We start from the raw sequence: 25,763 nt of genomic DNA, 5'->3' as shown, positions 1-25,763 counted from the left end.
TCATCGGTATCGATTCATACCTGATGAACATCTCGTTTCACGCGCCCATTGCTTGTAGCATTTTAGCCCCCCTTTTCACGCACCGATCCCAGTCAGGAGCTCCACAAGACTCCTAACTGGGATCGGTTTAACATATTTACCACACCTCTTTCCTCCGGCACCGCGGTTCAATACCTCTCCGACTCCCTACAAATCCTTTTCGACATAGGTAAAGATCGTCTTGCCGATGGTGAATTTAGACCCGTGGTAGAGTTTCTTTTTCAGATGAGGTCTCAACGGTTTTTTATCAAAAATCACCCCGTCTTCCAAAGCCGTCAGATAAAGATAACCGTTTATCATACTCACCTCGGCCTGCTCCGGAGCAATGGGACTGGTAATATCCCACGACATTTGCAGATCGCAATTAACTGATTTGCCGATCAGCACGCGTTTGTGTCGCTGTGCGGCATTCATCCATTTGTAGACGGCGATATCCATCTCTTTGATCGGTCCCTCGACACGCAGGAAGTAACGCTCCGATTTGGGACTCGTAGCGGCAACGCTGACGGCAAACCCGACACAGTAGATCATGTAGCTCAAGAGCAGGAATTCACGCGTGTCGATCTGGACACTGTAGGAGAACGACCACAGGTACATGGAACCCAGTCCAAACACAATGGAGATTGCCGCCCCGACCAGCGCTTTTTTCAGTTTAATATCGGTTCCGTAGGCCACGACAAAGGCAATGATGAAGCCGCTCAACATCCAGGGGATCCAGTCGATCAGGAACGAGTTGTCGATAAAGTTCAGCGAGAGTGAGATTATACACCCCACAAAGAAGGCCAGATAGCTGCACACTCCTCCGACCAGCGCCTTCGCAACGACGAGCAGCGATCGTTTCCAGAGCCACTGTCCATGGCCGGTCAGCAGGCTCAGTGAAAGGGTCAGAAAGAATCCGATATTCATCCCGTAAAACGGCAGATAGAGCAAGTGTCCACCATACTCTTCCATCAGCATGGCCGCCTGCGGAGAATCGGGCACCAGATCGAACATCCAGCGGATCAGTTTGACCAGAAGGAGGTTCTCCGTGTAATGCGCATTGGCCGTAAAAAATATCCAGGCCACCAGCCCGGCAGAAGCTCCGGCCAGGATCCACCGGAAGTAGAACGATGCGTTATGCAGATCGAACAGGTTCTTGCGGTTGTAATAGTGGCTGCCCTGCTTGCAGTGCCGGCCATACTCCGGACATTTGTATTCATTTTCGTCCCAGCACGACTTGTGAAGCACGTGGGAGCATTTGACGACGATTTCATCCCCCTCTTCGAACGGCGCCTTGCAGAAATAGCAGGACTGCCCGACCAGCGTCCCGTTGTAACTCATGTTTTTATTGACGTAACGCGTCACGTATTTCCGTTTGAAGAGCCAATAGCGGACGGCGGGCAGAATGAGCTGAAAGAATACATACAGCAACGCCAGCGTCAGAATGCCGATCAAGCCTCCCTGCACGATAATCTGGAACGTACTCTGGCCGTTGATAATAATCGGATTATAGACACTCCCGGCATTATACATGGCATAATCCGAGGCGATCAGGCTGTCCCCTTCGTAACAGCCGAGTTGGAGTTTGTACCCCATGCCTCGATAGATCTTGAAGTCGGGATTGACAAACGTAAAACGGTAATCCGCATAATCGGGGTTGAAACGGCGGACAATATCGTTCAGCACCAGATGCTGGTCGGAGGATTCGAGATACTTGCCCCCGGATTTTTGACAGAGCGCCGTCAGGAAATTTTGCGCCTCTTCATCCGTATCGGCCACCGGTCCCTCCTCTTCTGAGGTCTGTTCCAGGTTGACGTAAAAAACGGTGATGCCGTCCATCAGTTCATCGTTCTGAGCCAGTTTGCGCTGCAACTGGAAATGGTCCGGATCCAACGGTTTGTTCTGGTCGTAGACCTTCCCGTCCGAGAAAACGATCAACACCTTTTGCTCCGGCCCCTGCTCGACACGAAGCGAGTCGGGACGCTCAACCGACTGCACGCTCAACGTATCGTTCAGAAACTCTTCCGCCTTGTCGAGGATCGAGCGATAGAGATACTTCCTCTCGCCCGGAACAGCCTTGAGATAATGCTCCAGCACATAGTCGGTCGCCTCCATCGTCTCCGTAACCTTCGTTCCGTCCATGAATGCGACCCGAAAGGGACTGTAAACAAACAGTTTTCGCAGACCACGGATCGTTCGCTGCTGGTTTTCCATCTCCGCTGCGTTCAGCGTCAGATCGGCCAACACCAGAATATTCAGATTCAGCCGGGCCAACTCTTCGATCTTGAGGTTTTCGTACCCCTCCAGCACGGGCTGGATACGGGGCGCATACAGATTCCCCTTGACCAGCTCTTCAGCCTTGAAGTGGAGCGACCGTTCGTTGTTCAGCAGCATCTCGGTGATGCTGTCGTTCATCTGCACGTTCACATACAGATGTTTGTAGGTGGAGTCGAATTCGACACTCAGAATATTGAGTTCCACGTCCTCTTTGTAGGACTTGCCGTTCGAAGCATAATCCGTACAACTTCCCAAAACGAGGATCGGGATCAACAGAAAGTATATCTTGCGGAGGTTCATGGGGAGAGATGATCTTGTCGGAATTAATTAAATCGTCGGATAGTCGTTCTGGTCGTCATTCAGCATCTGGCGGAGCTTCTTGGCATTCTCACGGGCCTGTTTGAGGGTCTTCAACTTGGCCTGCATCATGCTGATGAACATCAGAATCATCGCCACGGCCGCAATGCTGTAAAGGTAATCCTTGGCCCGCTGCAACCACGGTTTATATTCCAGGGCCTGTATCTTTTCGGACATGTTTTTGAGGCCGATATACCGTTCTTCGAGCGGCCGGAAACGAGCCCGAAAATCGGGAAACTCATCCGAAAGATTTTTGGCGCACTCATACTGGCGCTGTACTTCGGCAAACAGGGCCTGTTCCTGCGTTTTAATCTGCTCCAACTGACCGGCGAGCGCCTTTACCAGAGAGTATTCGAATGCGGTCTTGTACAACCGCTGGTACGTGCTGTCCTGGTTCGGAAGAAAGGCTTCGGCCGCTGAAAATTCCGTCTGCGCCTGGTAAAAATGTTTCTTGGTGGCAATCGAATCCAGAAGGCTCTGTTTAGCCATCTGGTAGTTCACCACGATCTGCATCAGCGAATCGTCCTCTGCAATCTCGGCCTGCCGGGACTGATAGTAGACATTCCACTTGGTGTCGACCGCCATTACCTGCTGATCGGCCCGCGTCAGCTCTTCGGGTGAGCAGTGCGTTATCTCGAGGGCCAGTTCGTTGAGCTGGTCGTAGAAGAAGAGCATACGGTTTTCAATCTCCAATATCCGCATTTCGTCGAGATACGGATCCTGCGGTTCGTTCTGGCCGAAGGCGCTCGGGCAAAATCCCAGCATCACGCCCCCCAGGACGACACACAACAACCGCTTGCTATGTCGCAGTATGTTCATAGGTTTCACTCTTTACCGCAGGTCTTGCGGAAGTAATTGGCCGCTTCGTGGAAAATCCGAATAGCTTCGTGCTGGTCGGAGGTGATGTCGGTTGCCTGATCGATCTGAGGTTGGATCTGGTCGATCAGGTTGAAACACGCGTTTTCCAAATCCTTACGTTCGATTTTATCCGAAGTCAGCAACCACCGATTGACGTGGTTATCGATCTTACGGGCCGCCGACAGGATATAATCGGCGCTCAAATCCAGCGGAATGGAGAGCGTTCCGGCATCAGACATGATTCGGAACTTGCACTGCATCTGCTCGATGGAATCCACATAAGCGTTGTATTGGTCGATATTCGCCTGCATCGTCGGACAGGGATTCGTCTCCTCCTGACGGGGAAATTGCTGCAACAACAGTTCCTTCATCTTGTTGAAGAGCTTTTCACTGTCGGCGGTCTGGAACTGCGACGAGCTGCCGAATTTCTGATCGAAAGCCGCATAACTGGCCTTGATGCTCTCCAACTGACTGGCCGAAAGTTGGATCGCCTCCTCTTTTCCGAAACAGGGGTCGCGACGAATGGTCACCTCGTAGGTCCGGTTCAGATCGGTCTGGAAAAAGAGATCGTAACCGGTCTTTTTGTGCGTGGTTGTCGGCCCCTCCATCAGCAACAAGTCGCGCAGCGTGAACGAGACCGGGGCCTCTTTGTACAGGATGTCAAAGCGTTGCTCGATGTAATCGTTCACCATGTTATACTCTGCCGGTTGAGGCTGAAGGCCGTCGTACTCGATCCACCGTTTGAAAACATACTTTTTAGCTTTTCCAAGCGATTTTTTCAGTGATTTGGTGACTGTGTATCGGGCCAACTCGTTCGATGCGACGGGATACGGCAACCGGTCGGGCCGCAACCGGTTCCATTTGACCACCTGCGAGTAGCGCGCGGCACTCTGGAATACGAACAATTTTCGATAGGAGATCAAGCTGACGGTCAGACTATTGTTCGGTTCATCGAAAGCAATTTTCACCATCATGTCCATATCGGCAGAACCAGGCATCAGGGCCACGTGATCCACATAGGGAGCACTCCCCGACACTTCGACCTGTTTGAGCGTTTGAGCTTCCGACAGGCCGAAACTACCCAGCAACAGCAGCAGACATATCGCTTTAATCCGAAATTTCATATTTCACGCTTCAAAATTAACACCCACTTTATCTCTTTCATCTTATTATCTATCGATTACAACTCTTATCTCAAGGGTTGATCGAAATACACCCATCCATTCGGTTCACCCTGTTTGACGACCCACTCGGCAACCCGGAGGTCTTCGGGATAGGGCGGTTCCTGAACGGCGTGATACCGCTCGTAACGCAGGTAGAGCGCAATCCGATCCACACACCAGGCCAACCCGGCATACGTGTCCGGCGTATTGAGGCAGACCCGACCGGCAAACTCCCCGAAATAGCGGATGTTCGGATGCCACGGATGCGGAACGGGACCATCCTCGTTCTGCGTAACGAACCGGAACTCGGCAGGCGAGTCGATACACGGATAGAGTTCCGGCAGGGTGATGCGCAGTCGGAAGATCGAAGCCCACAGGGGCCGATTCCACACGCCCGTTTCGTTCAGCCGTTCTACCTGCTCCACCCCGCAGATGGAATGAATCCGATAAACAACCTCATAAGCGGTCGGTAATCCCTGAGCGTTACGTTCGAGGATTCGGTAGTCGATCTCGGGCCGATGTTCGAGCGCACGATCCAGTTCGCGCCATTCGTGCAACAGCCGCCGATTACGACCGGTCAACGACTGGGGCGTAAATTCCTGCCAGTTTTTTGTTTCGTTTTGCATCATCGTTCAGTTCTGCAAAGGGGTTGTCCGACTCCTATCCGGGGAAAGGGTCGGGAATCAAAAAGACCGTATCGCCGTTGTTCACGTTATAATCGGCCAGCGTCTGGTCCGTTTTGCCGATTCGGGGCCGCAGCACCCGCACTTCGTGGGTCGTCGGGTCCTCTTTTCCGAAAAAGTAATCGAGCGGCGCTCCGGTTTGGTCAATGGACGGAAAATCGAAGATCAGCCGTCCATCCTTGCCGATGGCATGCCGCAGATTGTTCATCAGCGTGGCCAGCGGGGCCTGCGGATTCACAATGCGGAACCTCACTTTTTTATCCTTATAAACAATATCCAAAAAGAAATCTTCCATGAATGGCTATTTGTTCGTTATCAATTCTTTGTACATCAATGGCCGGGAAAATCGCACCGATCGGCTCAGACGATTTCGATCGTGACCTGAACCGGGAACACATTGGTGCTCCGCACCTCGATCATCTTCTGAAGGGTCAGTTCGGTCATCGGAATCTTGTCCTGAAAGCTGCGTTTGATGAAGGGGTTGTCCTTCAGCGTGATGAAGACCTGCGTTTCGAAGCCGCAATGGTTGCGTTCGGCGTGCTGCACCTGACGCACCTTGATCCGTTCCACCATATCGTTCATGATTCCGAAGCGACCGGCCAGCTCGTTATAGCACAGAACTTTGATGTCGGCCGGCGTCACGATACGGTCGTTCGTTATCAGGTAGTAGCGGGCCAGCGTGTTCTGCGCATCGAGGCTCTGCAATTCATCGAAGCCGGGCATCGGGTCGGCCAGCAGCCGGGCCGACCGGACATGACTCACCGACGAAGCGACAAACTGACTTTTGCCGCTCAAAAGCGCGTTCACGGCACTGCCGTTGGTCATCAGATAATCGACATTGAGGCTAACCTCTTTAGGGTGGAATCCATGCACGTTCCGGAGCATCAGATACAGCCCGGGGCCCTTTTGCGGGGCGGCTTTGGCAATACTTTCCGACATCCGTTTCAGCAGGGCATAGAACTGCTCCATGAAGCTGCCTTCGCGCAGCGACTCGATCCCCTGAAAAGCGTAATAGTCGGACGAAAAGCGGCTGATCAGCGTTGTGGCCAGTTTGACCAGCCGGTCAGCCTCGAAACGGTCGGCAGCGACATGGCGAAGTTCGAGCGGTTCGTCGCGAAAAAGCTGCATATCGGGCGGGCGAACCAGATGCAGGAACTGCCATTTTTCAAGATCGCCGCTTTCGCCGGTCAGCCGAGCCAGGGGCGATTGCGACGAGAGGGTTGCCGTACGCACGACGGCATTGACCAGCAGCGTGCAGTTCAGTGACAACTGCTCCTTGTCGAACAGGAAATTGTCGTCGATGCCGACAAATTCGAACACCAGTTCGACCTTCTCGGAGGGATACGACTGTCCCTGAGGGGTTTTATAGCTGTCAACGGCAAAGAGTCTGACGTTCTGTCTGGCAAACAGATCGAACCAGATGTGGCTGGGTTGAAAGAGCGACGAACTATTGTAGATTCGGTTTTCCAACGAAAAACAGCCCGACAGTGGCAGATCGGCATAATCCCACGGTTTAATGAGCGGCAGGGGGTGTCCGTTGACAAAGAGTTTCAGATCCTGAAAGTGGTTATTGCCGATCCGGAACGTCACTCCGGAGAGGTTGGCGACAGGTTCTTTACACTGCAGAGTCACCTTCCAGCGCCGGTTGTCGAGCCGGACCACAGACGACACGGCGGCATTGAGCACCCGGGTCCGAAGCATCGGGATAAAGGTGTAGGAGCTGTCCGACAGCGTAAACCGCGTGTGCTGATCGAGCACCAGTTCGGGCACCTGCTCATCGGGAGCCACCTCGACCAGCGCCGTGGCCGGAAGGGCGTGAATCCGCTCATAGGGGATGAGCATACGGGCAAATTCATCGAGAACGTCGGTGCGGAGCTGTTCGATCTCGTTATCGATTTCGTTGGCCTGATAGGCCAGCGCAGTCATCAGCAAGGAAAAAACAGGATCCTGCTCCACCCCTTCCAGATGTTCGCCATTGACACTGTGTTCCCAGATGGCGACGGCCTCCTTGAGGATCTCTTCGGCTCGTTGGCGTGTGGTGAATATCGTCTGTCTCATTGCATTTCCTTTTTCGTTCTATGTTCGAGCGAGCGCATCGGGGATGGGTTAGTTCCAAAGGTCGATGTGAGAGTCGTAACGGTACGGTTCACCACCCTCGGTCAGGACCCCTTCGACATGGACCTGTATTTTTTTACGGCCTTTGAGGTAGGTCATCGAAACGGAGACTTCGGAGAGCCGTTTCTCATACCTTTCGATCACCTGTTTCAGCTCGGTGGCAAAGGTATTGACACTTTTCGACGTACCCGACACCTTTTTACCATAGAGATCCGCAGCCATCGCATCCGTATCGTTCGAGTTGTAGATGACCCCTTCGTTCTCGTTGAAGATTTCGAATTTCAGGTTGTTGAAGACAAACCCGAATTGAGGATCGGCCACACAACTGCCGCACGGCGTAATCAACAGCAGATCGAGAAACGCATCCACCGCCGTTTTCCGGTCATCGGTTCTCGACAAACGCCCCCTGGACACCTGCAAAGGAAGTAAAATACTCATCACTCGCTAAATTAAGGGTACATATTCCTCCTGTTCCTCCTGCTCGACAGGGACATACAGGGCGTTATACAAACTTTCATACAGGCTGCTGAACAGGTGTTCCGACAGCTCGGTCGACAATTCGCCCGAGAGCTGATCGTGCAATGCCGGTTTAAACCGGTGCTCGATGTGGTCGGTTACTTTGGCGAGCAGCTCTTCCGTGAGTTCGGCATGCAGTTTCGCCTTCAGCTCCTCGTACAGTCGCTCGTAGAGCTCGGGATAGAGCCGTTCGTACAGTTCGATCTTGACCTGCTCTTTCAGGGCCTCGAAATCGATGGAGTGATCTTCCAGTACGACTTTATCCAGAATGGTCGCCGCACTGTGCAGATACTCGCCCAGCCAGTTCAGCCAGCCCGCAACGTCGTACTCCGAATAGTCGCGGATCGCAACCGGAGTCTCCGTATTGGGGGCGACGATATAGTAGTCGACAGCCTGCGCAATCTCCCACGTCAACTGGAGAAGATGGGAGGTGCGATGGTTCGTGTCGTATTTTTTCAGCAGATAGGCATAGCGTTGGAAAGCCCGTTTCCCCTCGCCGGACTCCAGATTCGCATGCTCGGCCAACAGGGCGACTTTCGCGGCCAGTTGTTCGAGACAGGTACGAAATCGATCGTCTGACGAGAGATGCAGACAGGGCGGGATATAGGAGTCATCGATGAGGAACACCCCGTCGTTGACCTTAAACTTCATCACCGGGAAGAGATCGGTTCCCTGCAGCTCGTCGAGCGCATAGATACCGAAGGTGTATTCGGGCCGGACGAAAGGCACCGTTTTGACATCGAACGCCACTTCCGCGTCGCCGAATCCACACGCCAGGTAATACTCGTCGCCGTAGACCAGCGGCACCGACACCACCACCTTCTCGTCGACGTGCAGAATTCTGCCCGACGGCAGCAGCGCCATGCAGGTCAAACGTTCGATTTCCAATTTATTACGAACAAATCCTCCCCGACAGTCGAACTCGGTAAAGGGGATCAGGCCGAATTGGTTGCCGTTCACGGCCCGATTGACCGCCTGCTGTCTCCGGACGATGTTCGCGTCCAGTTCGACAAACGTTTGGGCGGAGAGGGCCATGCCCGATTCCCAGTCTATTCTCGAATTGATATTCATAAGGCTTTCCTACTTGTCAGCGTACTGGCTGGATGATGTTTGAGCAGCTATTTCTGTATTGTAGTCCAGGAGCAGGCTCTCGCCCAGGACGAAAGGCTGGCGGTGGTACCGCAGGCGGATGGCGCACCGGGTGTCGAACGGAATGAACCACTCATTGATGAACTCCCGCAGCGGGTCTATTTTCCGATCCATTTCGCGATACGTTTCAGCCGTCAGGTGCGGAACGATGAGTTCATACTCAACCGACGGCTGCGAACAGGCACTCCCCTCCTCCCAGGTGTATCGGCCGATCTTCATCTGCACCTCGCATTGAAACAGTTCGGCCAACAGGTTGCGAATGAAACCGAAATCGGCCCGCAAGTGGCTGATGAAGAGCAGCAACGGAGCCACGCTCCGCACATAGGGATCCGTCTCGCCGGTCCAGTCGTACCCCACGTAACGTTCGAGCAGAATGGAGAGTTTCTCGGAGGCGAGCCGTGCCGCCTCTTTTTCGAGATGGAGCCGGGAACGAAAAGCCAGTGTATCGATCGGTTTGAAAAGCTCACGAAGGAGCTCTTCCCGTTTTTTGAGCGCCTCGTACTTCTGATCGAAATCGCCGCCCCGCAACGCGTTCTCACGGGCGATCACCCCCTGAGGCAGCAGCCTCAAAAAGCTGTCCCGAGCCAGACGCACCGTGTGCTGCTCGGGATCGACCGAGAGTACGTCGGGCGAGTAATTCCGATAAAACGTCCCGGCACACTCCACCTCCCACTGCTCCGTCAAGTCCGGATAGAGGTAGTTCAACAGGCACTCCGCACTGATGTCAAAAAGATCGTTTCTGTTCATCCTACCGGGTTACTGTCATATAAAAATTGCGCATAATCGAGTTCATCGGCCAGCTCCACATAGCGAACCCCGCCACGAGTTTTCACGTACAGCACCTCCCACGGCGGAATCCCCACCTGTCCCAGCGTCAGCTCCGGATACGGGAAGCGGGCGTCGAGCATTCTGATCTCGTGCTGGTACATGGCCGAGAAAGGAAGACGGCTCAGCGTCGGCTCCTCCTCCACGAACGATTCGACAGCGTGATCCGGCTGCATGACCCGCACCCGACGGTCATCCTTCCGAACGACCACATAATCCACAAAGTTGTGGTCTCCCAGCGAAACGGCCGTCTCCGGGTCTTCAAAACGTTCGGACAGACAAGCCAGCACGTCACCCACCCGCCACCGAGTCGTCACGCCCACCTTTTCGACCGGTTCCCAACGCTCATGCAGCGGACATTCGAGGTCGTAACCCACGAAATCCACCATACGCGAAGTAAGGTGTTGCCCCTCGTAATAAAACATTTTCCCGCAGAGCGAGGTCAACTCACCCCGCTGCAACTCATCGGGGTGCAACAGTTTCACGGTCTCCTGCGCCTGAACCGCGCCGATAATCGAAGCGATGACCGGTGTGGTCGGAGCACGTCCCGCCTGTTCGTTTCGACGGATGGCCGAGGAGCAGGAGAGCCGATAGGACAAATCCTTCAGCGCCTCGGGCCCCAGGTTGCAGGCATAACAGTTCTTTCCGGGAGCAAACACCCGAGCCGTTCCTTCCAGCGCATCGATTCCGCCATCCACCCAGGGAACGCCGGCCCGCATGCAGAGGCGATTCAGACAGTAACGCGCCCATCGGTTGTCCACACATCCGACGACCGCATCCATCTGCCGCAAAAGCCCCAGTCCAACATCGTGCCCGATATCGCCACGGACAGGCAGAACCTGCACGGCAGGATTGATCTCCCGCAACCGTTCCGCCACCACTTCGACTTTTGCACGCCCAACATCCGTTTGCCGGAACAGCACGGAGCGCGTCAGGTTGGACGGCTCGACCGTGTCGAAATCCACAACGACCAGATGGCCCACTCCAAACAGCGTCAGATTCTTCAACACCTCGTTTCCCAAAGCTCCACAGCCTACGACCATCACTTTGGCCCGCCTCAGCCGATCGACACGAAACCAGGAGAGTTGCGAGAATATTTCCTCGTCCCAGGCCTCGGTCAAAGTCGGAATCGGATCGCCATTTTTCATGCTCAAATGTCGCACATTTTTTCCGTTTAAAACTAACAATTATTCAGGAAAGTACCAAAAGCCCCACGCGCAGCACCCCGCACGCCCCCACACACATTCCGTTTGAACCATTCCGCGAAATAACGGCACATCGGCACACACCCAAAGTTCCGAACCACACCATCCTATCTATCCAAAGCGTTCCCATGTTTTTACGGCAATTTTACTACATTTGTATAATCGGCTTTTCAGACGAGCCCGGCGGATGAAGCACCTGTGGATCATCATACTCAGCATAATCACCCTCACTGCATCGGCACAGAAGATGCAGGTAGAGGATTTCGGCCGTTACCGAAAACCCCTTTTCAAACGAGCCACGTGGCCGACCGACAAGCATCAGGCCCTGCTCGACCTATATACCAATGAGACGGGATTTCAGTTTCTTGCAGACGACACGCCCGTAACGGCCACCGAGAACGACGGTTCGATCACCCTCGCCCTGCCGCCCCGCACCAACTTTCTGACCATCAGCCACCCCGACTACGGACAACTCACCTGGCGCATTCCGGGCAAACCGCTGAAAAAGCGAAAACGCTACCTCGCCAGCCTGCACACCGAGAGTCCCGACAAGGAGTTCCACCAGCAAAAACAATGGGCCCTCTTCACAGTCGATCCCGCACACGCAATCCTATATGTAGACAGCTCGATGTATGCCATTCGCGACGGCCATCTGTCGCTGTACCTGCCACTCGGACGCCACGCCTGCCGGATTGAGTCGCCGTTTTACAATCCGTTGTCCGACACGATCGAACTGACCGACACCGGACGACTCGAAAAGTTCTATTTTCTGGAACCGGCATACGCCTACCTGACCGTCGAGACCGCCCTTCCCGATGGCCTCATCCTGCTGGATGGCCAACCGATGGGGCACCAGCGAATCGAAACCGGACGACTGATGCCGGGACGCTATCGCGTGAGCATTCGTCAGGGAGAACGTCTCTGCTACGACCGTTTCATCGAAATCGCCAATGCCGAACGAAAGGTGGTCGATTTGCGAGACTCTACCCTCCACCCTCTCTCAACAAGCAACATGCGTTCAACCGCGACATATGCCCAGACGCCGCCCCGTCCCGATTCCGGTTCTTCGCACCTCGAGCCTGCCCCCACAAATGCAGGGAAGGATACGCTTCCGGCCGGATCGCTCGCCGACGTACACATCACCACCTTCGATGCCGAGACCGAAATCTGGCTCAACCGCGAAAAAATCGCCCTCGGCGAATGGCAGGGCCAGCTTCCGGCTGGTTTTTATGCCGTCAGCTCCCGCAAAGAGGGCCTGGAGTCGGGAACACGCTACTTCCGGGTCGAAGCTGGCAAACCGGTGGAGATACGCCTACCCTCTCCACGGGCCAATTATGCGTTGCTGAACATTTCGAGCGACGAAACGGGGGCCACCGTCTACCTGAACGGCGTCGAAGCGGGAACCACCCCATGCGTCTTGCGAGATCTGCCGACCAACCGCTCCTACCGCATCACCCTGGTCAAAGGCGATAAATCGGCCGAGAAAACTCTTATCCTGAGGGGTAACGACATCATTGACGTAAATTTACAGCTTCATAAAAAACGAGCATCACACCAAACGAAATAGCGGCATGAGAAAAAAAGTGTTCACCCTGTTGAATGAGGCGCAACAAAAGTTGAGCGGCCACACCATGTATATGAACTATCACTTCATCCACTTTAGCGTAAAGGCTGATGCAGCAGCACTTTTGGCCGTCGTTCCCGAAGTGGGCGGCGAGGCGCTGAATCTGGAGGATGTGGCCGATGTTGCGATTCCGGAAGAGGATCAGTTTGCCATCATTCCCAAAGACTCGTCATACCTTTTCCCCATCTGCAAGGCCATCGCTGCCATCCATCCGGAGTACAAGATCGAGCAAAAGTCGATGAGCGACGAAACATCCGACGACGATACGGAAGAGAACCAGGAGTCGAGCGAGGATTCGAAATACATCCTGTGCACCATGCCGGCAGTCAACAAAGAGCGCCACGATGCCGGGATGGAATACGTCAAGACGGTTTTCGACGAAACACAGTCCAAGTTGCAGGAGATCAGCGGAGCGTATGCGGCCAAGATTACCAAAGAGTTGGCCGATGCCAAACCCGAGGAGATCGACGAGGCAAAAGAGGAGCTTCAGAAACTCCACGACCAGCATACCGATCTCTGCAAGGGCTACCGTGAAGAGAAGGAGAAACAGATCGAAGAGGCATATCAGAGATACCTGAAGGCCCAGGCCGAAAAAGAGAGTGCCGAAAAGGAAAAGCAGGCGGCACACGGCGAAAACGCCGGTAAACAGATGAGCATGGAGGGGTTTGCCGCAGCCGAAGAGTAACCTCGTCGCAAATCTCCTGACGCCAGGAGCCACAGAGACCCGGCCTCCCGAACATTGGTTCAACACACAGAGGCGGCCGATCGATATTTTCGATCGGCCGCCTCTGTTTTCTCTACAGCATACAAACGGCACGTTCACGCTTCACTACTCCGTCAGGAGTGACGTAACGTTCAGGAGACTATTTCCCCTCCGAATTGCACGTATGTCCCGGCATGTTGATGGAGATGCTGCCTCCATAGGCACACATCAACTTGCAGTTATCGAGCAGAGCCGGCATATTGGTAATAAGTTGCTGCCCGCCGGGTGCCCAGGGCGCCACCGGAACCGGAATACACGGCATGGGGGTCAGCACCCCCATCGCAGCAGCCGTTGCAGACGCCACCATCGGATTGCTCAGTGTCGTACACATTCCGAAGGGCATGACATTGACCATCGGGGCAAAATCCATAATCGTGGCTTTCGGCTTGTTCTGGATCATCGGCCGCATCGGGTTGGTCACCATTAGGGTCGAGGGTATCTGGCCGAACGTACATTTCAACACAGCCCCCATACATACATACTTGGCCATGGCTTATGCGGTTTTACTGGTTGTCGGATTTCAACTCCTCCTCTTTCAGTTTGGCGCTCAGTTTGGCGGTGGAGGGAGCGCCCGGCACCGATATACCTTCGGTCGTATAGGGTGTCTTGAAGGATGAATCCACTTTGAGATTTTTCATATTGACCGTGGCGGCAGTCACATCGGACTTGAAGGTGGTTTTGCCCTCGGAGGTCATCTCGCCGTAGAGCGTCGTTTTGCTGCCCGACACCGAAGCGTTGCCGCCCGTGAGTTGCACGATCGCCTTGCCGTCCTGCTGTAACTCGACCGTCGTATCGCCGAACAGCCCCACCTGGTCCGAAGCGACCTGGAGCGATTTGCTCCGCACCTTTTTGTCTTTTGCTCCGGCATAGACCTTCTCGGCCAGCAGCAACAGCGAACTGCCCGCGGCCAGCGACTTGTCGGTCCGTTTCTCCTTGTCGACATCCATTGCCTTGACCTCCATCTGTTTGGCATTAGCCTCAATAGTACCGGTCGCCTTACCTTCGGTATCAGTGGCGCTGAATGCGATCTTCTCGGCCCGCACGCTAAACGAACCCTCTTTGGTCAGGCTCTTCTCCTCGATTTTCTTGTCTTTCAATTCGTAGTCGACCGTCTCGAAACGGATGTCTTTGGAAACGACACGCACACCGCCATCGGCCGGCAGATCACAATTCTTGTCCGACACTTTGGGATTGGCCGTATTGATTTCGACCTGTTGCGATGCGATCAAGACTTCGCTGTCTTTTATCAGAGCCCGGTCGTCCCCGTAGGAGGAGAGGCTCACCTGTTTTCCCGACAGGCTGATGCCGGCGCCGGGATTGCTTCTCAGGTGATTGTCACCGTCGACCGACGACAGGTTGATATTCTCCGATCGCAGCGAGATAAAAGTATGGGTCGATTGATCCTTAAACTTCGACTTCAGTTGACCGACCTCTTTTTTCTGATCCTCAACGGCCGACAGCTGCCGTTTGCACTCGGCCAGACGCGACAGGGCGTCGAAATAGTTGGTCATCACATGGTACAGGGCCTTGGAGAGCTGCTGGAACTCCTCGTGCAACTCCTCGATGTCCATATAATTGATCCGGGTGGTGACGTCATCGAGATTCATGATATCCTTTTGAACCAGCAGATTCATTTGCGTGACCATCGACGAGACGTCCGACTTGACCTGATCGACCTCTTTTTTCAGATCATCGGCCTGGGATTTCAGGTCTTTTTCGACCTTGGTCAACGCTTCCTCTCGGGTTTCGCAGGGCAGGGTCGCTTCGATGTCGATGTTCCCGTCGGCCGAAAGCAGGATTCCGCCGTCGGGCGCGGTCAGCTGCTGATCGGCAAAAAAGTCGTTCGACTGCTCGCTCCGAATCACGACGCTTTTGGCCTGCGAAACGATTTCCGAAATGGGGCCCACGACCTGTTCGCGACCGTCCATGCCCGGATCGACCGCAATCTGCCGGATGCTGGAGGCACGGCTGACGATCGTACCGGAACCGGGCATCCCCGAACCTATCCCGTTCAGTTCGACGTTGTTGCCGCGAATGACCACCTGGGAGTAGTTGCCGCACAGCACTCCGCTCTTGTCGACATTGCCGATGATGATCTCCGGGGCCGAGAGTATGATACGACGATCGTCGCGGATATAGTGTCCCTGCTCCATCTGATCGATCAGGTCGATTTTCATTTGTTGCACTTCGCGTTTGCAACGGCGGATTTCGTCGAGGTCTTTTTCGACATTTTTCTGGAAGTTTTCCAGCGCCTCCTGCCAGTTGGCGAATTGTGCTGCTAAAGCTTTCATGACGCTCGTTTCGTTTGCGGGGTTGGCTCACTTAGTCCAGATTATGAAGGACCCGTTTGATCTCGCTGATGGTGTGAGGAATATCGGCATTACGTGACTCCATATAGGGCTCTAATGTAGCAGTCCGCTGAGCACCGATTTGGATCTGTAGTGTCTTGCCATCTTCGTCTGACAACAGAATCTTACCATTGTCCGTGCTGTCCCACACGTATTGGTCCAACATGCCGTCCAGTGCATCGAGTTTGATCAGTTTTTTAGCTGTGGATTTCACAAAATTCGCTGCCGCATCCAGTTTCGATGTCGGCTTAATCCCATCGACAAACCTTTGCCAACTTTGCGGGTCGTAAAAATAAAGTCTGCCGATACCATTTCGCTCTATCTTGTCCACGTAGAAGTCAGCGTCTTCCGTTCTTTGATTATCGACTAAAACGCATAACGCAGTGTACATGACCTTACGAAATTTCTCTTTGTTTACTCCCAGGCCATTTACATAATTGACCGTTCTATCCTGATCGATTACGACAGAAGGCAGTACCGGATTGATAAGGTCCTTGATCAGGGCCTTGAGTTTTTTATCGGCTACCACAAAATTATCGGGAAAGTGTTGTTCCCACATTTCGTCTTCCGTATTCTCACCATAACAGTTTCGATAAATAAGGTTTGCCATTTGATTAATCAGGGACACCCTCTCCCGAACATTCCGAAGCAGATAAGGATGAGTATGTAAAGCATCCAGCTCGGCATCACTTTTCATGCTGACCGTTGCAGCTTCCTGGTTATTTTGAGCATTATGGAACACGGTCTTGGCTTCGGGAATATTTGCATCGGTAACGAAATCATCCAGAGACGCTCCCCGAATGTTTTGCAAGAAAGACAGTGCCGTCTGATAGCTTGTGATGTAACTAACTTGCCTAACACTGTTGCTTTTGTGTGCGTTGAACAAATCTAAAATACCATTATATATATTCTCCAATTCTGTGTGAATATTTATTGTATATACTTTATTAGCCGGCTGGCGGTCAATCGTATATCTGCCAAAAGCCGACTTGGCCATCGTACCCATTTTCCAATCCCGGAAGCTTCCGAGATTTCTTCGCCCTTTGATTTGGGCTTCACCTTTGCCGGCCTCGATGCAGAGGTAACGTTTGGAACTGATGCGCAAAGTCCCGGCAATCGGCCGTATAAACGTCTCATAGATAGTGCGCAGAAGCGACAAATCGACTAACGTCAGTTTCCCGATCACGAAATTGCCCACACTCTCTCCAAATTTGCTCATGCTTGCAGGCAAGACACCGCCTTTGTTTTTTCCCGAACGAAGGGTCAGGTTGTTGCCAGCCACGATATCAATGTTTTTCCCTTCGATTTTGACGTTTCCGTTGGGAGAACTGATCGTGATTCCGGTATAGGCATTGATTCCCACCTTGCCCAGCGGCGAATCAATGGAGATGGCCCGCTTGTCCGATGACATGGAGATGGAATACATCCCGTATGCGTCCGTAAACTGAATCCCCCCCGAGGCTTTCTTGAAAGCCCCACTCCCCAATGGCACTTCGGATATCTTGGGAATGAAGGAGGAGAGGGTTCCCAGGGCAGGGGAAAAAGACTTGAAATACGACTCCCCGCTCGGGTCGGAAAAAATGATCGAATGGCCGTTTCTCGACGAGAAGATGCAACTACTGCTCCCTTTATGGCCATAGGAAGGACGTCGTTCAGCCGAGAAGAGCATCCCTTCGACATAGGGACGCTCGATGTTGCCGTTTTCGTAGTTGATGACCGCTTCGTCTCCGGCTTCGGGCAGGAACCGGAACCCACTGTCTTGCGAGGCCATCGGTTGGGCCATCCGGATCCAGGGGCTCGGATCCTCCGTCTCCGCTTGCCAGCAATAACGTACCCGTACACGCCCCATCTTGAGCGGGTCGGCATTGTGGGTTACGATTGCCCGCTGCGCATTGGCCATCCGAATCGACGACACATGGGCCGACGGCGGGTAAACCTTTTGATTGGCTCCGGGATAAGCTATCGCCTCCAGCTCCAACATTTCGCCGTCAGGCGTTGCAGTCTGAGTATTACCCGAGCCCCCCCCTGAAGATGCAGCCATAGGAGCGGCATTTGCGGCAGATACTCGCGTAACCGCATGATTAATTTTGACAACAATATACTGTTTGTCAGTGTCGTCGAAATGGATCAGACTCCCCAGGCAGACTGGGTAAAAGTTATTCTCCAGCACAACGTGTATCCTCGATGCCTCTGCGCTTTCGATTCCCCGCTGGATTCCCGAATAATACTGCAAACTGAATGCAACCGTTTGGTCGTCTTGGGGTGTCGAGCTGTACGGATATATTCCGTTTTTATCCTCATCGTCCTGCCCGTCCTTCGCATAGACCCTTTCAGCCGCATAAGTCTCGGAGAAATTTTTGCTCTTGTATTTGTCGTTGGCCGAGGCCGATGAATCTTTGCTGCTTTGTATCGAGGAGGCCAGTTTTAAGGCAAACGTTCCCACGATATTGACCAGATTCTGCTCGCTCAATGCCGAGGTCACCGTACTGATCGCAAGAGCTTCATCACCGCCGCTATAATCTTTCCAGCTGGTATATTCAGCTTTGGGCGGGAGCGGGGTCAGATTCTCGTCAGAGGCCACGTCCGAATCCTTCAGCACTGTCGCACCTGAATTCGTCCGACAATTCTGATTCTGTGCATAGTCATTATGCACTTCGCCCAACGATGCGGCTTTCCATGCGCTCTGCCGCCCCTGAACATATCGCACGGAGATATAGTCCGTGACCGCTACTGACGAACCCGGATTGGTCCATCCGACATGAAATTTTCCATCCTCGTAATAGAGGAACTCACCGCAACGATTGGTCACGCGTACCAGAAAGTCGTAAAAGCTCTCGTTGTACTGTACCAGATAGGGCTGGATATACTCGTAGGTATCGTATTGGGGATTTTCCTTCGTGGAATCCGCCTTTGCAACCTTGTATGACAAGAATTGCAGATCCTGGGTCAACAGGTTGTTCAAACTGCCACTCTGCCTGAACGCCGTTATCGCATCCGGCCAGTGCGAGGTGTCGCTGATAATGTCTGCAAACAGTTTACGCCCCGTGTAGGCCTTGCAATATTTGTCCAGGGTCAGGTATTGATCCGGGCTGTATGCTTCGAAAACAGCATAGGTCTGAATCGTGCTCTGGCCTCCCCCTTGCGTGCTTTTGCGACGCTCCAGCTGGATATTGAAAATATAATAGTTCTTGGCAATCTCGAACTCTCCCACTTTGAGTTGAACCTTACAGGAGTCGAAAATGTCGTACACTTTGTCGATCGTAACCGCTGCCTGTCCCTGCGGAATCAGCAAAAGGGTAAACTGGAGCCGTCCGGGCCGATAGATCTCTTTCGAATAATTAAAATCGCAGAGTTGACAACTTACATAAGCCGTCTGTTCGATTTTAATCACCTCCGGTGGGGTCAGCGCACCGTTATAGGTTAATTCAATCGACGGCGTTCCTTTGGAGGTCTTCAGCTCACTGATTGTCAAAGAATAGTTATTGTTTGCCATACGCTACGCTCCCGGTTAATAATTGATAGGCAACTGTTTTCGATAATTGTTGTTCCCGACATAGGAGATCGACTGCAGCAGGAATTCGACCGTTGTGGTCATCAGTTCGTTCGTCGAACGCCCTACCCGCCCGTCATCGTCGCCGGTGTACAGGTTCAGCACGTCGTACGCTTCGTTAACATTGACTACCATGCCCGTAACGATCAGCGCATTGTCGTAATCGCTCAGCACCCGGCCGTCGGTGTCACTCGGACTGAAAGTTGCATCGAAAACGACCGTAAAACTCGAGGGCGTATTTTCTTTAAGGCGCAGATAGAGCTCTTTCAGATACCCGTCGGGCAGGGACTTGAGGGCAAAGCGTAATATGCCGGCCCGCGTAGGCCCATAGGGAATACCCTGGCTGTTCCTGGCTCTGGCGCATTCGTAACTGAAAGACTGCAACGTAAAACCCTCCTCTTTTTTAGGCGGATACATCGACTCGGTAACGTCCTGAAAAAAGAGCATGGCTTTGGTATAGTGCGAAATGTTTCCCATAAAGACCCACAATTTACGGAGGTGCGTTTACTGCTTACTGAAAGACGACCTCATCGATTTCCAACTTGCTCATCATGATGCCCAATCGCAACTGGTGTCGGTGAACCAGTCCGATGTCATACGTTTCGGCGATCGAAAAACACTGCGCATCTTCGAACCTGAACGTCCGTTCCGTTTTGTCGTAGCGTGCCGACTGGTTGGTCAGGTCGATCACGATCTTGCCCGAGAGGGCCATCTGATCGATGTACCACTCGTACAGCAGGAGGTCCTCCTTACGAGGCACAACCAGCGACAGCCATACCACATCGCATCGGGGAGCAGAATCGGGCACGTAGGAGTTGTGGTGTCTGGCCACCTCAACCTTGCACTGGGTCACCAGATACTCTTTCGTATAGTTGGACGATTCGTTATCGCCGATGTACAGGCGCGCGGATAGAGACATAACGGATTTCTGTTTAGGGCTTTGAAAGAGATCTTTCCCCGACAAGCCATTCGTTGCCGGGGAAAGAGTGAGATTCGGGGCACATCCGGACAATGCCGGATACAGCACCGGAGAGACTATTTCCAGGGATTCTGGAACTCTACCGGTCCGTTTTTCAGCTCCTGACAAACGATCTGGAGTTCCTCGAAATGTTCTTCGCCATCTTCCCACTTTTCGAGGTAGTGGACGCAATAGCAGGCTGTACCTTCGAGCTCTTTCATGGTCGAGCCGTCGATGGTGTTGAAGAAGGTGATTTTGATGTCTCGAGGATCGTTGGGCGACAACATCCACTGCAACAACTGGTTGTTACCGTCGTTCATTGCCTTGACGCGGATGTTGATGCGGCCACCGCGCGGAATACCCGAGATTTGACCTTCGCGGTCGGTGGTCTGCGAAAAGGTGTAGTCGATCATCATCACCTCGCGGGTCTCGAAATCTTTTACCGATAACTGTACCGGTGTTATATTTTCAGCCATGTCGTTTTCAAATTACAGATTAAACATAAAACCATTCCGTTAAGCCCAATCGTTTTCAAAAACGACCGACTCGAATTCGATCTTCTGACATGTGATCTCGATCTCTTCGAAATGACCTTTCTTGTCTTCCCATTTCTCCTCGAAGTTCACGCAGTATCCGTTCGTGAACCGAATGGTTTTCATATTCTTACCGGTTTTCGTTTCGAGGAAGGTAATCACCCCGTTTTTGGGCAGGTTGCGTTCGACCATCCAGGCCATCAGGTCCGGAGTACCATCGTTGAGGGCCTTAACGCGGATTTTGATCTTGCCACCGCGCGGAATACCCGACATTTGTCCTTCCACGTCTGTCGCCTGGTCAAATTCATATTTGACCATCATGACTTCCCGAGCTTTATAACCGTCTATTTCCAGTTTGACAGGTGTTTTCGCCATAATTTCACGTTTTTAAAATTAAACCGAGCTTTCTCTAACTATGCCATCTGAACATCTTTGTCCTTCTTGTCCGCAGATACTTTGATGATAAAGTTCTTGGCCGAATAGAACGGCGTCAGGCTGATGTCGCAGGTGATGCGTTTGGTTGCAGGATCCTGGGTCGGTTCCTTGATCTCATAGTTCTGGAACAGATTGCCGTAGCCCTTATAGTCATTCAGGAAGGACTGAATCTTGGCCTTCAGGTTTTTGGGCGAGTTGTACGGATCCCAGTTTTCGAGCGCCACTTCGTGGACGTAGTTCATAAGCACCTTCTTCACCCAGTCGAATACGCGCACGATCGGGTACTCTTTCATGGCCGTGTTGTCGCCGTTGTAGAGGGTCGTGTTGTTGAATGCCATGACACGGCCTTCGGAATAGACCATCGGGATCACCTGGTTGTCCATCAGAGCGGCGATTTCGGACTTCAGCAGATCGAGTTTCACACCTTTGACGCCGTCCAGCGTACCGTACTTCTTACCACCGGCTCCCTGTGCCATGTTGGCGCTCTCGTCGTAGAGTTTGCCGGCCAGTGCTCCCGAACTGCAAATGTAGAATGCGGGGCTGTCCTTTTCGTCTTCGGAGAGTTTTTCCGAGTCGCGGCCCACGAGCCAGTTGGCCGTCATGATCACGTTTTGCAGCTCAATGTCGCTGTCGCGGTACCATTCGGTATTGGAGAAGAGGTCGTCGAACGAGTACTCGTCGGCGTGGTCCGTAATCAGCATGACTTTGTACTTGAAAGCGATCTTGGCCCACTGCAACAGGGTCGGTTTGTCCTGGAACACGTTGCCGGGCACAACCATCAGGCTGTAGCAATCCTTCAGGCTCAGACGGTCAAACCCGTTGCGCAACAGGGTGTCGACCTCCTGGGCGAATCCTGAATCGCTGTCAGCAATGTCATCCTTGTAGACGTTGATAATACGCAGGTTTTTCACCTTGTCGGTATTGGCCGTTTTGAAGAATGCGTCCAGCGCACGGTACGAACGTTCGAGATTGGCCGTCGCGAAGAGGGCGTCGGTAATCCCCTGGCTCAGCACCTGGGTATATTTTTCCTCTTTGGCCTTGCAGGAATCGACAAATTCGGTGGCGCTTTCGTGGCCTTCGTTCAGGATTTCGAGCCAGCCTTTGATTTCGTTGATCAGGTTTTCGCGTTTGTCCTTGAACCGTTTGTCGGACAGGAAGACGGCTTTAGCCGCTTTCCGGGCCGGGTTCAGATTATCGGCATCGGGCATGAATCCGCGAACGGCATTGAACCCGCCGAAGGCGGACAACAACTGGGAAAGGTCCTTCCCCTGTGACGGCTGAGAGGCCTGTTGAGCATCGGCCGCCGTATTTTGAGCAGCCACGTTGCTTTTCTGCATTTCTGTTTCTGCCATGATTCTCAATTTTAACGGTTATTTATTACTTTCCAACTCATCCAGCATGGCCTGCAACATCTCTTTGAGCTCCTCTTTCGCCGAGCTGTTTTTCAGAATATCGCGCAGTTTGCGGTTCTGTTCGATGCTTTTGCGGATCTTGGTACTGGTATCGATCTTGCGTTTGACGCTCGACAGGAACTGGCTGTTTTCGACCAGCCGCCCCTTCCCGCCCTGTGCTTCGAAGTCGCGCAGTTCGCTGAAGTGGAGCACTTCGTTGACCGAACCGCCCTCTTCATCCACAAAGTCGACTTCGACCGAGGGTTTGAAATGTGCAAACGCATCGTTGATGGTTTGGATATCTTCCACGAATTCCGGATTTCCGGGTTCCACGTCGGAGGTGTACTGGTCGATCATCAACGTTTTATTATTGTCGATCGGGCTGACTTTCGCGTTGGACTCCTCATCCGGCGCCATCGAGATAAAATTCTCTTTCATTGCCATAATTTTCTGTCTTTATGATGATTATTTCTTATTCACAACTATTGCCCGGTTTTACAGCGTCACGAATTCCGGTTCGCCGTCCTTCATCCGCACTTCGACCGTATCGCCCGATTTGATCTTCCCGGAGATGATCAATTTTGAAAGGGGGTGGCGCAACTGCTTGCGGATGGTTCCGATCAGCGGACGGGCCCCATACTGCGGATTGAATCCCATCATGGCGATTTCGCGTTTGACCTCGGGACTGATGCTGAGTTGAATATCCTGTTCTTCCAACAGTTTGAGCAGCCCTTTGAGGTGGATGTCGAAAATGCGGGTCACCGTATCTTCCGTGATCGGCGAGAAGGGGACGATCTCGGTCAGACGTCCCAGGAATTCGGGCCGGAAGTAGTTCTGCATGATGTCCATCAGGTCACTGTTCCGCGGAACGCTCCCCTGGTTGAACGAATCGACGACGAACTGGCTGCCGATGTTGGAGGTGAACAGAATCAGGGCATTCGAGAAGTCCCCCACCCGTCCCAGCCGGTCGTGCAGCTTGCCTTCGTCGAGGATTTGCAGGAAGAGGTCGAACACCGACTTGTGGGCCTTTTCGATCTCGTCGAACAGCACCACGGAGTAGGGTTTCTGACGGATTTTGTTGACCAGCAGCCCCCCTTCTTCGTAACCCACGTATCCCGGAGGCGCTCCGTACAGCAGTGCCACGGAGTGTTCCTCCTTGAATTCGGACATATCGAATCGGATCAGCGAGGATTCGTCTTCAAACAGGAAGGCGGCCAGCGCTTTCGACAACTCGGTTTTGCCGGTACCGGTCGGCCCCAGGAAGAAGAACGACCCCATCGGTTGTCCCTTTTTGTTCAATCCGGAGCGTGATTCGAAGACGGCGTCGAGTACGATCTTGACGGCATGGTCCTGCCCCACGACCCGTCGCTTCAACATGGATTCGGCGTTGATGAGCCGGTCGCGTTCCCGAGACTGCACTTTGCCCAACGGAATGCCGGTCTGCTTGGCCACCACGGCGAAGAGATCGGAACTCTCCAGCGCCGTGCGTTTCCCGGCGCTCAACTCAGCCAGCCGATCGAGCATCTTTTGCAAGTAGTCGATCCGCTCCTGCGGGGTTGCCATCTTCGCAAAATCGGCTTCGTCTTCCAACTGTGCCATCAGGATACAACTGATCTGATGAACCAGCGTATAATAGAGCCACTCCAGATCGGTCATCACCCGGCTCTGCTCTTCCGTGTCGAGCCGCCCGGCAATCCGGGTCAGTTCACCCTGCAACCGGGCGACATCCCCGGCCGACATGTCGTTCATGGTCTTGACCAGCGCCATGGTGCGGTCGATCAGGTCGAATGCGGAATCGGGCAGCGATTTTTCCCGCAGATAGCGTTTGGACAACCGAATGGCGTCCACCATCACCGGTTCGTCCACCGTGAGCTGATGGTATTCGACATAGGGTCCGATTGCGCCTTTCAGGATACGCAGGCACAGATCGGCATTGGGCTCCTCGAGGGTAATTTTCTCGAGTTTGTTCACAAACTCCTTGTCGGTCTCGATGTTCTTGGTATAACCGTCGATCGAGGCCGTGCAGAGCAACGACAGATTGCCCCAGTTCAACTCCTGCTTCAGCACGGATGAGGCTCCATACAGACTGCCCTGTTTATCGAACAGTTTGTCGATCGACTCAATAATCAGAATCGCATTGGGTTGTTCGCGGATCTCCCGCAGTACGTTTTTGAGGCGGTCTTCCACCTCGCCTTTGTAGGCATCGGCTCCCAGACTGGCCAAATCGAGTTCATACGCTGCGGCATGCTCCAGAAACGAAGGGGTATGCCCGTCACAAAGCTCTTTGACAAAAGCATGGATCAGGGAGGTTTTCCCCACACCCGATTCGCCGGTTATCAGCAGGTTGGATTTGGTCTTGCGACCCAGTATCTCAAAAATAACGGATATCTCGTTTTCAAAACCGACCACCGGAGGCAGTTTTCCGCTGCGCGCTTCTTCGACTTTGTCCACACAATATTTCCCGACCGTTCCTTTCGCTCCCGCCGATGCACCTGCCGGCCGACCGGTATCGGCAGCCGCAGTAGCACCTCCCGAGAGCGCCAGTTTCTCTTCGATCTCGGCCGGAGTAACAGGCAGCGTTTTCAGCTGATCGAAAGTGAACCCCACACCCGGAGTGACGAGTGACGCCAGGATACACACCGGCTCGCACTCGGCCATTCCGAATTTGGCCTGATACGACTCAGCCTCTTCGATTACGGCTTTCGCCTCGTCCGAATAGTCCAGATTCTTTAATGGTCGCGCAGCCCGTGGAGAAAGCTGCATTTGCACGTCGGCCCACTCCTGAAGATAGTAATAATCCTTATCCAGATCGGTTTCCAGAAAATGAACCAATCCCACACTTTTATGCAGTATGGCTTTGAACAGATGGGAAGGATAAATCGCGTCGCTACAATATTCTTCGGCAAAGGAATTCGCCACATCTTTTATGGTACTCATAATCACACGAATATTTAACGGCGTACAACGCGTCCACCGTGGGTAAAGTTACTTATAT

22 protein-coding genes are annotated in these 25,763 nt (G+C 53.2%); 2 read left to right on the top strand and 20 right to left on the bottom strand.

Annotated elements, in window-relative coordinates; genetic code table 11:
- Window positions 1-186: 186 nt before the first annotated feature.
- From BQ5379_RS01135 to BQ5379_RS01090, 10 genes are all read right to left on the bottom strand, one after another.
- Window positions 187-2,595 carry an E3 ubiquitin protein ligase gene (locus BQ5379_RS01135; RefSeq protein ID WP_071133731.1) on the bottom strand — a complete coding sequence of 803 codons (2,409 nt, stop codon included), beginning with the start codon at window positions 2,593-2,595 and terminating at the stop codon, window positions 187-189.
- Window positions 2,596-2,622: 27 nt separating this feature from the next.
- The gene (locus BQ5379_RS01130) at window positions 2,623-3,471 is read right to left on the bottom strand and encodes a hypothetical protein (protein ID WP_143039359.1); all 849 of its coding nucleotides are present in this window, start codon (window positions 3,469-3,471) and stop codon (window positions 2,623-2,625) included.
- A gap of 5 nt (window positions 3,472-3,476) precedes the next feature.
- Entirely contained in the window at window positions 3,477-4,634 is a 1,158-nt protein-coding gene (locus BQ5379_RS01125; RefSeq protein WP_071133729.1) for a hypothetical protein, read from the bottom strand.
- A gap of 65 nt (window positions 4,635-4,699) precedes the next feature.
- Window positions 4,700-5,299, bottom strand: a complete 600-nt coding sequence (locus BQ5379_RS01120) for a ubiquitin-conjugating enzyme family protein (RefSeq protein ID WP_143039358.1) — start codon at window positions 5,297-5,299, stop codon at window positions 4,700-4,702.
- Between the two features lie 34 nt (window positions 5,300-5,333).
- On the bottom strand, window positions 5,334-5,651 hold the full coding sequence (locus tag BQ5379_RS01115; RefSeq protein ID WP_071133727.1) for a hypothetical protein: 318 nt from the start codon (window positions 5,649-5,651) through the stop codon (window positions 5,334-5,336).
- A gap of 65 nt (window positions 5,652-5,716) precedes the next feature.
- Complete coding sequence (locus BQ5379_RS01110) at window positions 5,717-7,414, bottom strand: rhodanese-like domain-containing protein (protein ID WP_071133726.1); 1,698 nt, start codon at window positions 7,412-7,414, stop codon at window positions 5,717-5,719.
- A 48-nt stretch (window positions 7,415-7,462) separates the two neighbouring features.
- On the bottom strand, window positions 7,463-7,870 hold the full coding sequence (locus BQ5379_RS01105) for a hypothetical protein (RefSeq protein ID WP_143039357.1): 408 nt from the start codon (window positions 7,868-7,870) through the stop codon (window positions 7,463-7,465).
- A gap of 45 nt (window positions 7,871-7,915) precedes the next feature.
- Window positions 7,916-9,058, bottom strand: a complete 1,143-nt coding sequence (locus BQ5379_RS01100) for a type VI secretion system baseplate subunit TssK (RefSeq protein ID WP_143039356.1) — start codon at window positions 9,056-9,058, stop codon at window positions 7,916-7,918.
- Window positions 9,059-9,067: 9 nt separating this feature from the next.
- The gene (locus BQ5379_RS01095; protein ID WP_071133723.1) at window positions 9,068-9,883 is read right to left on the bottom strand and encodes a hypothetical protein; all 816 of its coding nucleotides are present in this window, start codon (window positions 9,881-9,883) and stop codon (window positions 9,068-9,070) included.
- Window positions 9,880-11,109 (bottom strand): HesA/MoeB/ThiF family protein, encoded by a 1,230-nt coding sequence (locus tag BQ5379_RS01090; protein ID WP_071133722.1) that lies wholly within the window; start codon window positions 11,107-11,109, stop codon window positions 9,880-9,882. Before BQ5379_RS01090 ends, BQ5379_RS01095 begins: the two co-directional genes overlap by 4 nt.
- A gap of 244 nt (window positions 11,110-11,353) precedes the next feature.
- Between BQ5379_RS01090 and BQ5379_RS01085 the strand changes: the two genes are divergently transcribed.
- Window positions 11,354-12,733 carry a PEGA domain-containing protein gene (locus tag BQ5379_RS01085; protein ID WP_071133721.1) on the top strand — a complete coding sequence of 460 codons (1,380 nt, stop codon included), beginning with the start codon at window positions 11,354-11,356 and terminating at the stop codon, window positions 12,731-12,733.
- 4 nt (window positions 12,734-12,737) lie between these two features.
- The gene (locus BQ5379_RS01080; RefSeq protein ID WP_071133720.1) at window positions 12,738-13,475 is read left to right on the top strand and encodes a ribosome recycling factor; all 738 of its coding nucleotides are present in this window, start codon (window positions 12,738-12,740) and stop codon (window positions 13,473-13,475) included.
- 178 nt (window positions 13,476-13,653) lie between these two features.
- Here the strand turns inward: BQ5379_RS01080 and BQ5379_RS01075 are convergent, their stop codons facing one another.
- From BQ5379_RS01075 to BQ5379_RS01030, 10 genes are all read right to left on the bottom strand, one after another.
- Window positions 13,654-14,043 (bottom strand): DUF4280 domain-containing protein, encoded by a 390-nt coding sequence (locus BQ5379_RS01075; protein ID WP_071133719.1) that lies wholly within the window; start codon window positions 14,041-14,043, stop codon window positions 13,654-13,656.
- Between the two features lie 13 nt (window positions 14,044-14,056).
- Window positions 14,057-15,844 carry a hypothetical protein gene (locus BQ5379_RS01070; protein WP_071133718.1) on the bottom strand — a complete coding sequence of 596 codons (1,788 nt, stop codon included), beginning with the start codon at window positions 15,842-15,844 and terminating at the stop codon, window positions 14,057-14,059.
- 31 nt (window positions 15,845-15,875) lie between these two features.
- Window positions 15,876-19,394 (bottom strand): phage baseplate assembly protein V, encoded by a 3,519-nt coding sequence (locus BQ5379_RS01065; protein WP_143039355.1) that lies wholly within the window; start codon window positions 19,392-19,394, stop codon window positions 15,876-15,878.
- A gap of 15 nt (window positions 19,395-19,409) precedes the next feature.
- Window positions 19,410-19,928, bottom strand: a complete 519-nt coding sequence (locus BQ5379_RS01060; protein WP_071133716.1) for a hypothetical protein — start codon at window positions 19,926-19,928, stop codon at window positions 19,410-19,412.
- 34 nt (window positions 19,929-19,962) lie between these two features.
- Window positions 19,963-20,370, bottom strand: coding sequence for a type VI secretion system tube protein TssD (gene tssD / locus BQ5379_RS01055; protein WP_071133715.1), 408 nt, complete (start codon window positions 20,368-20,370; stop codon window positions 19,963-19,965).
- A gap of 116 nt (window positions 20,371-20,486) precedes the next feature.
- A complete protein-coding gene (gene tssD / locus BQ5379_RS01050) occupies window positions 20,487-20,885 on the bottom strand; it encodes a type VI secretion system tube protein TssD (protein ID WP_071133714.1) in 399 nt (132 codons plus the stop codon).
- 39 nt (window positions 20,886-20,924) lie between these two features.
- Window positions 20,925-21,317, bottom strand: a complete 393-nt coding sequence (gene tssD / locus BQ5379_RS01045) for a type VI secretion system tube protein TssD (RefSeq protein WP_071133713.1) — start codon at window positions 21,315-21,317, stop codon at window positions 20,925-20,927.
- A 38-nt stretch (window positions 21,318-21,355) separates the two neighbouring features.
- Window positions 21,356-22,729 carry a type VI secretion system contractile sheath protein TssC gene (locus BQ5379_RS01040; RefSeq protein WP_143039354.1) on the bottom strand — a complete coding sequence of 458 codons (1,374 nt, stop codon included), beginning with the start codon at window positions 22,727-22,729 and terminating at the stop codon, window positions 21,356-21,358.
- A gap of 18 nt (window positions 22,730-22,747) precedes the next feature.
- A complete protein-coding gene (locus BQ5379_RS01035; RefSeq protein ID WP_071133711.1) occupies window positions 22,748-23,206 on the bottom strand; it encodes a hypothetical protein in 459 nt (152 codons plus the stop codon).
- Between the two features lie 57 nt (window positions 23,207-23,263).
- A complete protein-coding gene (locus BQ5379_RS01030) occupies window positions 23,264-25,705 on the bottom strand; it encodes an AAA family ATPase (RefSeq protein ID WP_071133710.1) in 2,442 nt (813 codons plus the stop codon).
- Window positions 25,706-25,763 lie beyond the last annotated feature (58 nt).

Origin of the sequence: Millionella massiliensis (assembly GCF_900104655.1) — a bacterium.
GTDB lineage: Bacteria > Bacteroidota > Bacteroidia > Bacteroidales > Rikenellaceae > Rikenella > Rikenella massiliensis.
This window is presented reverse-complemented; position numbering and strand designations above follow the sequence as displayed.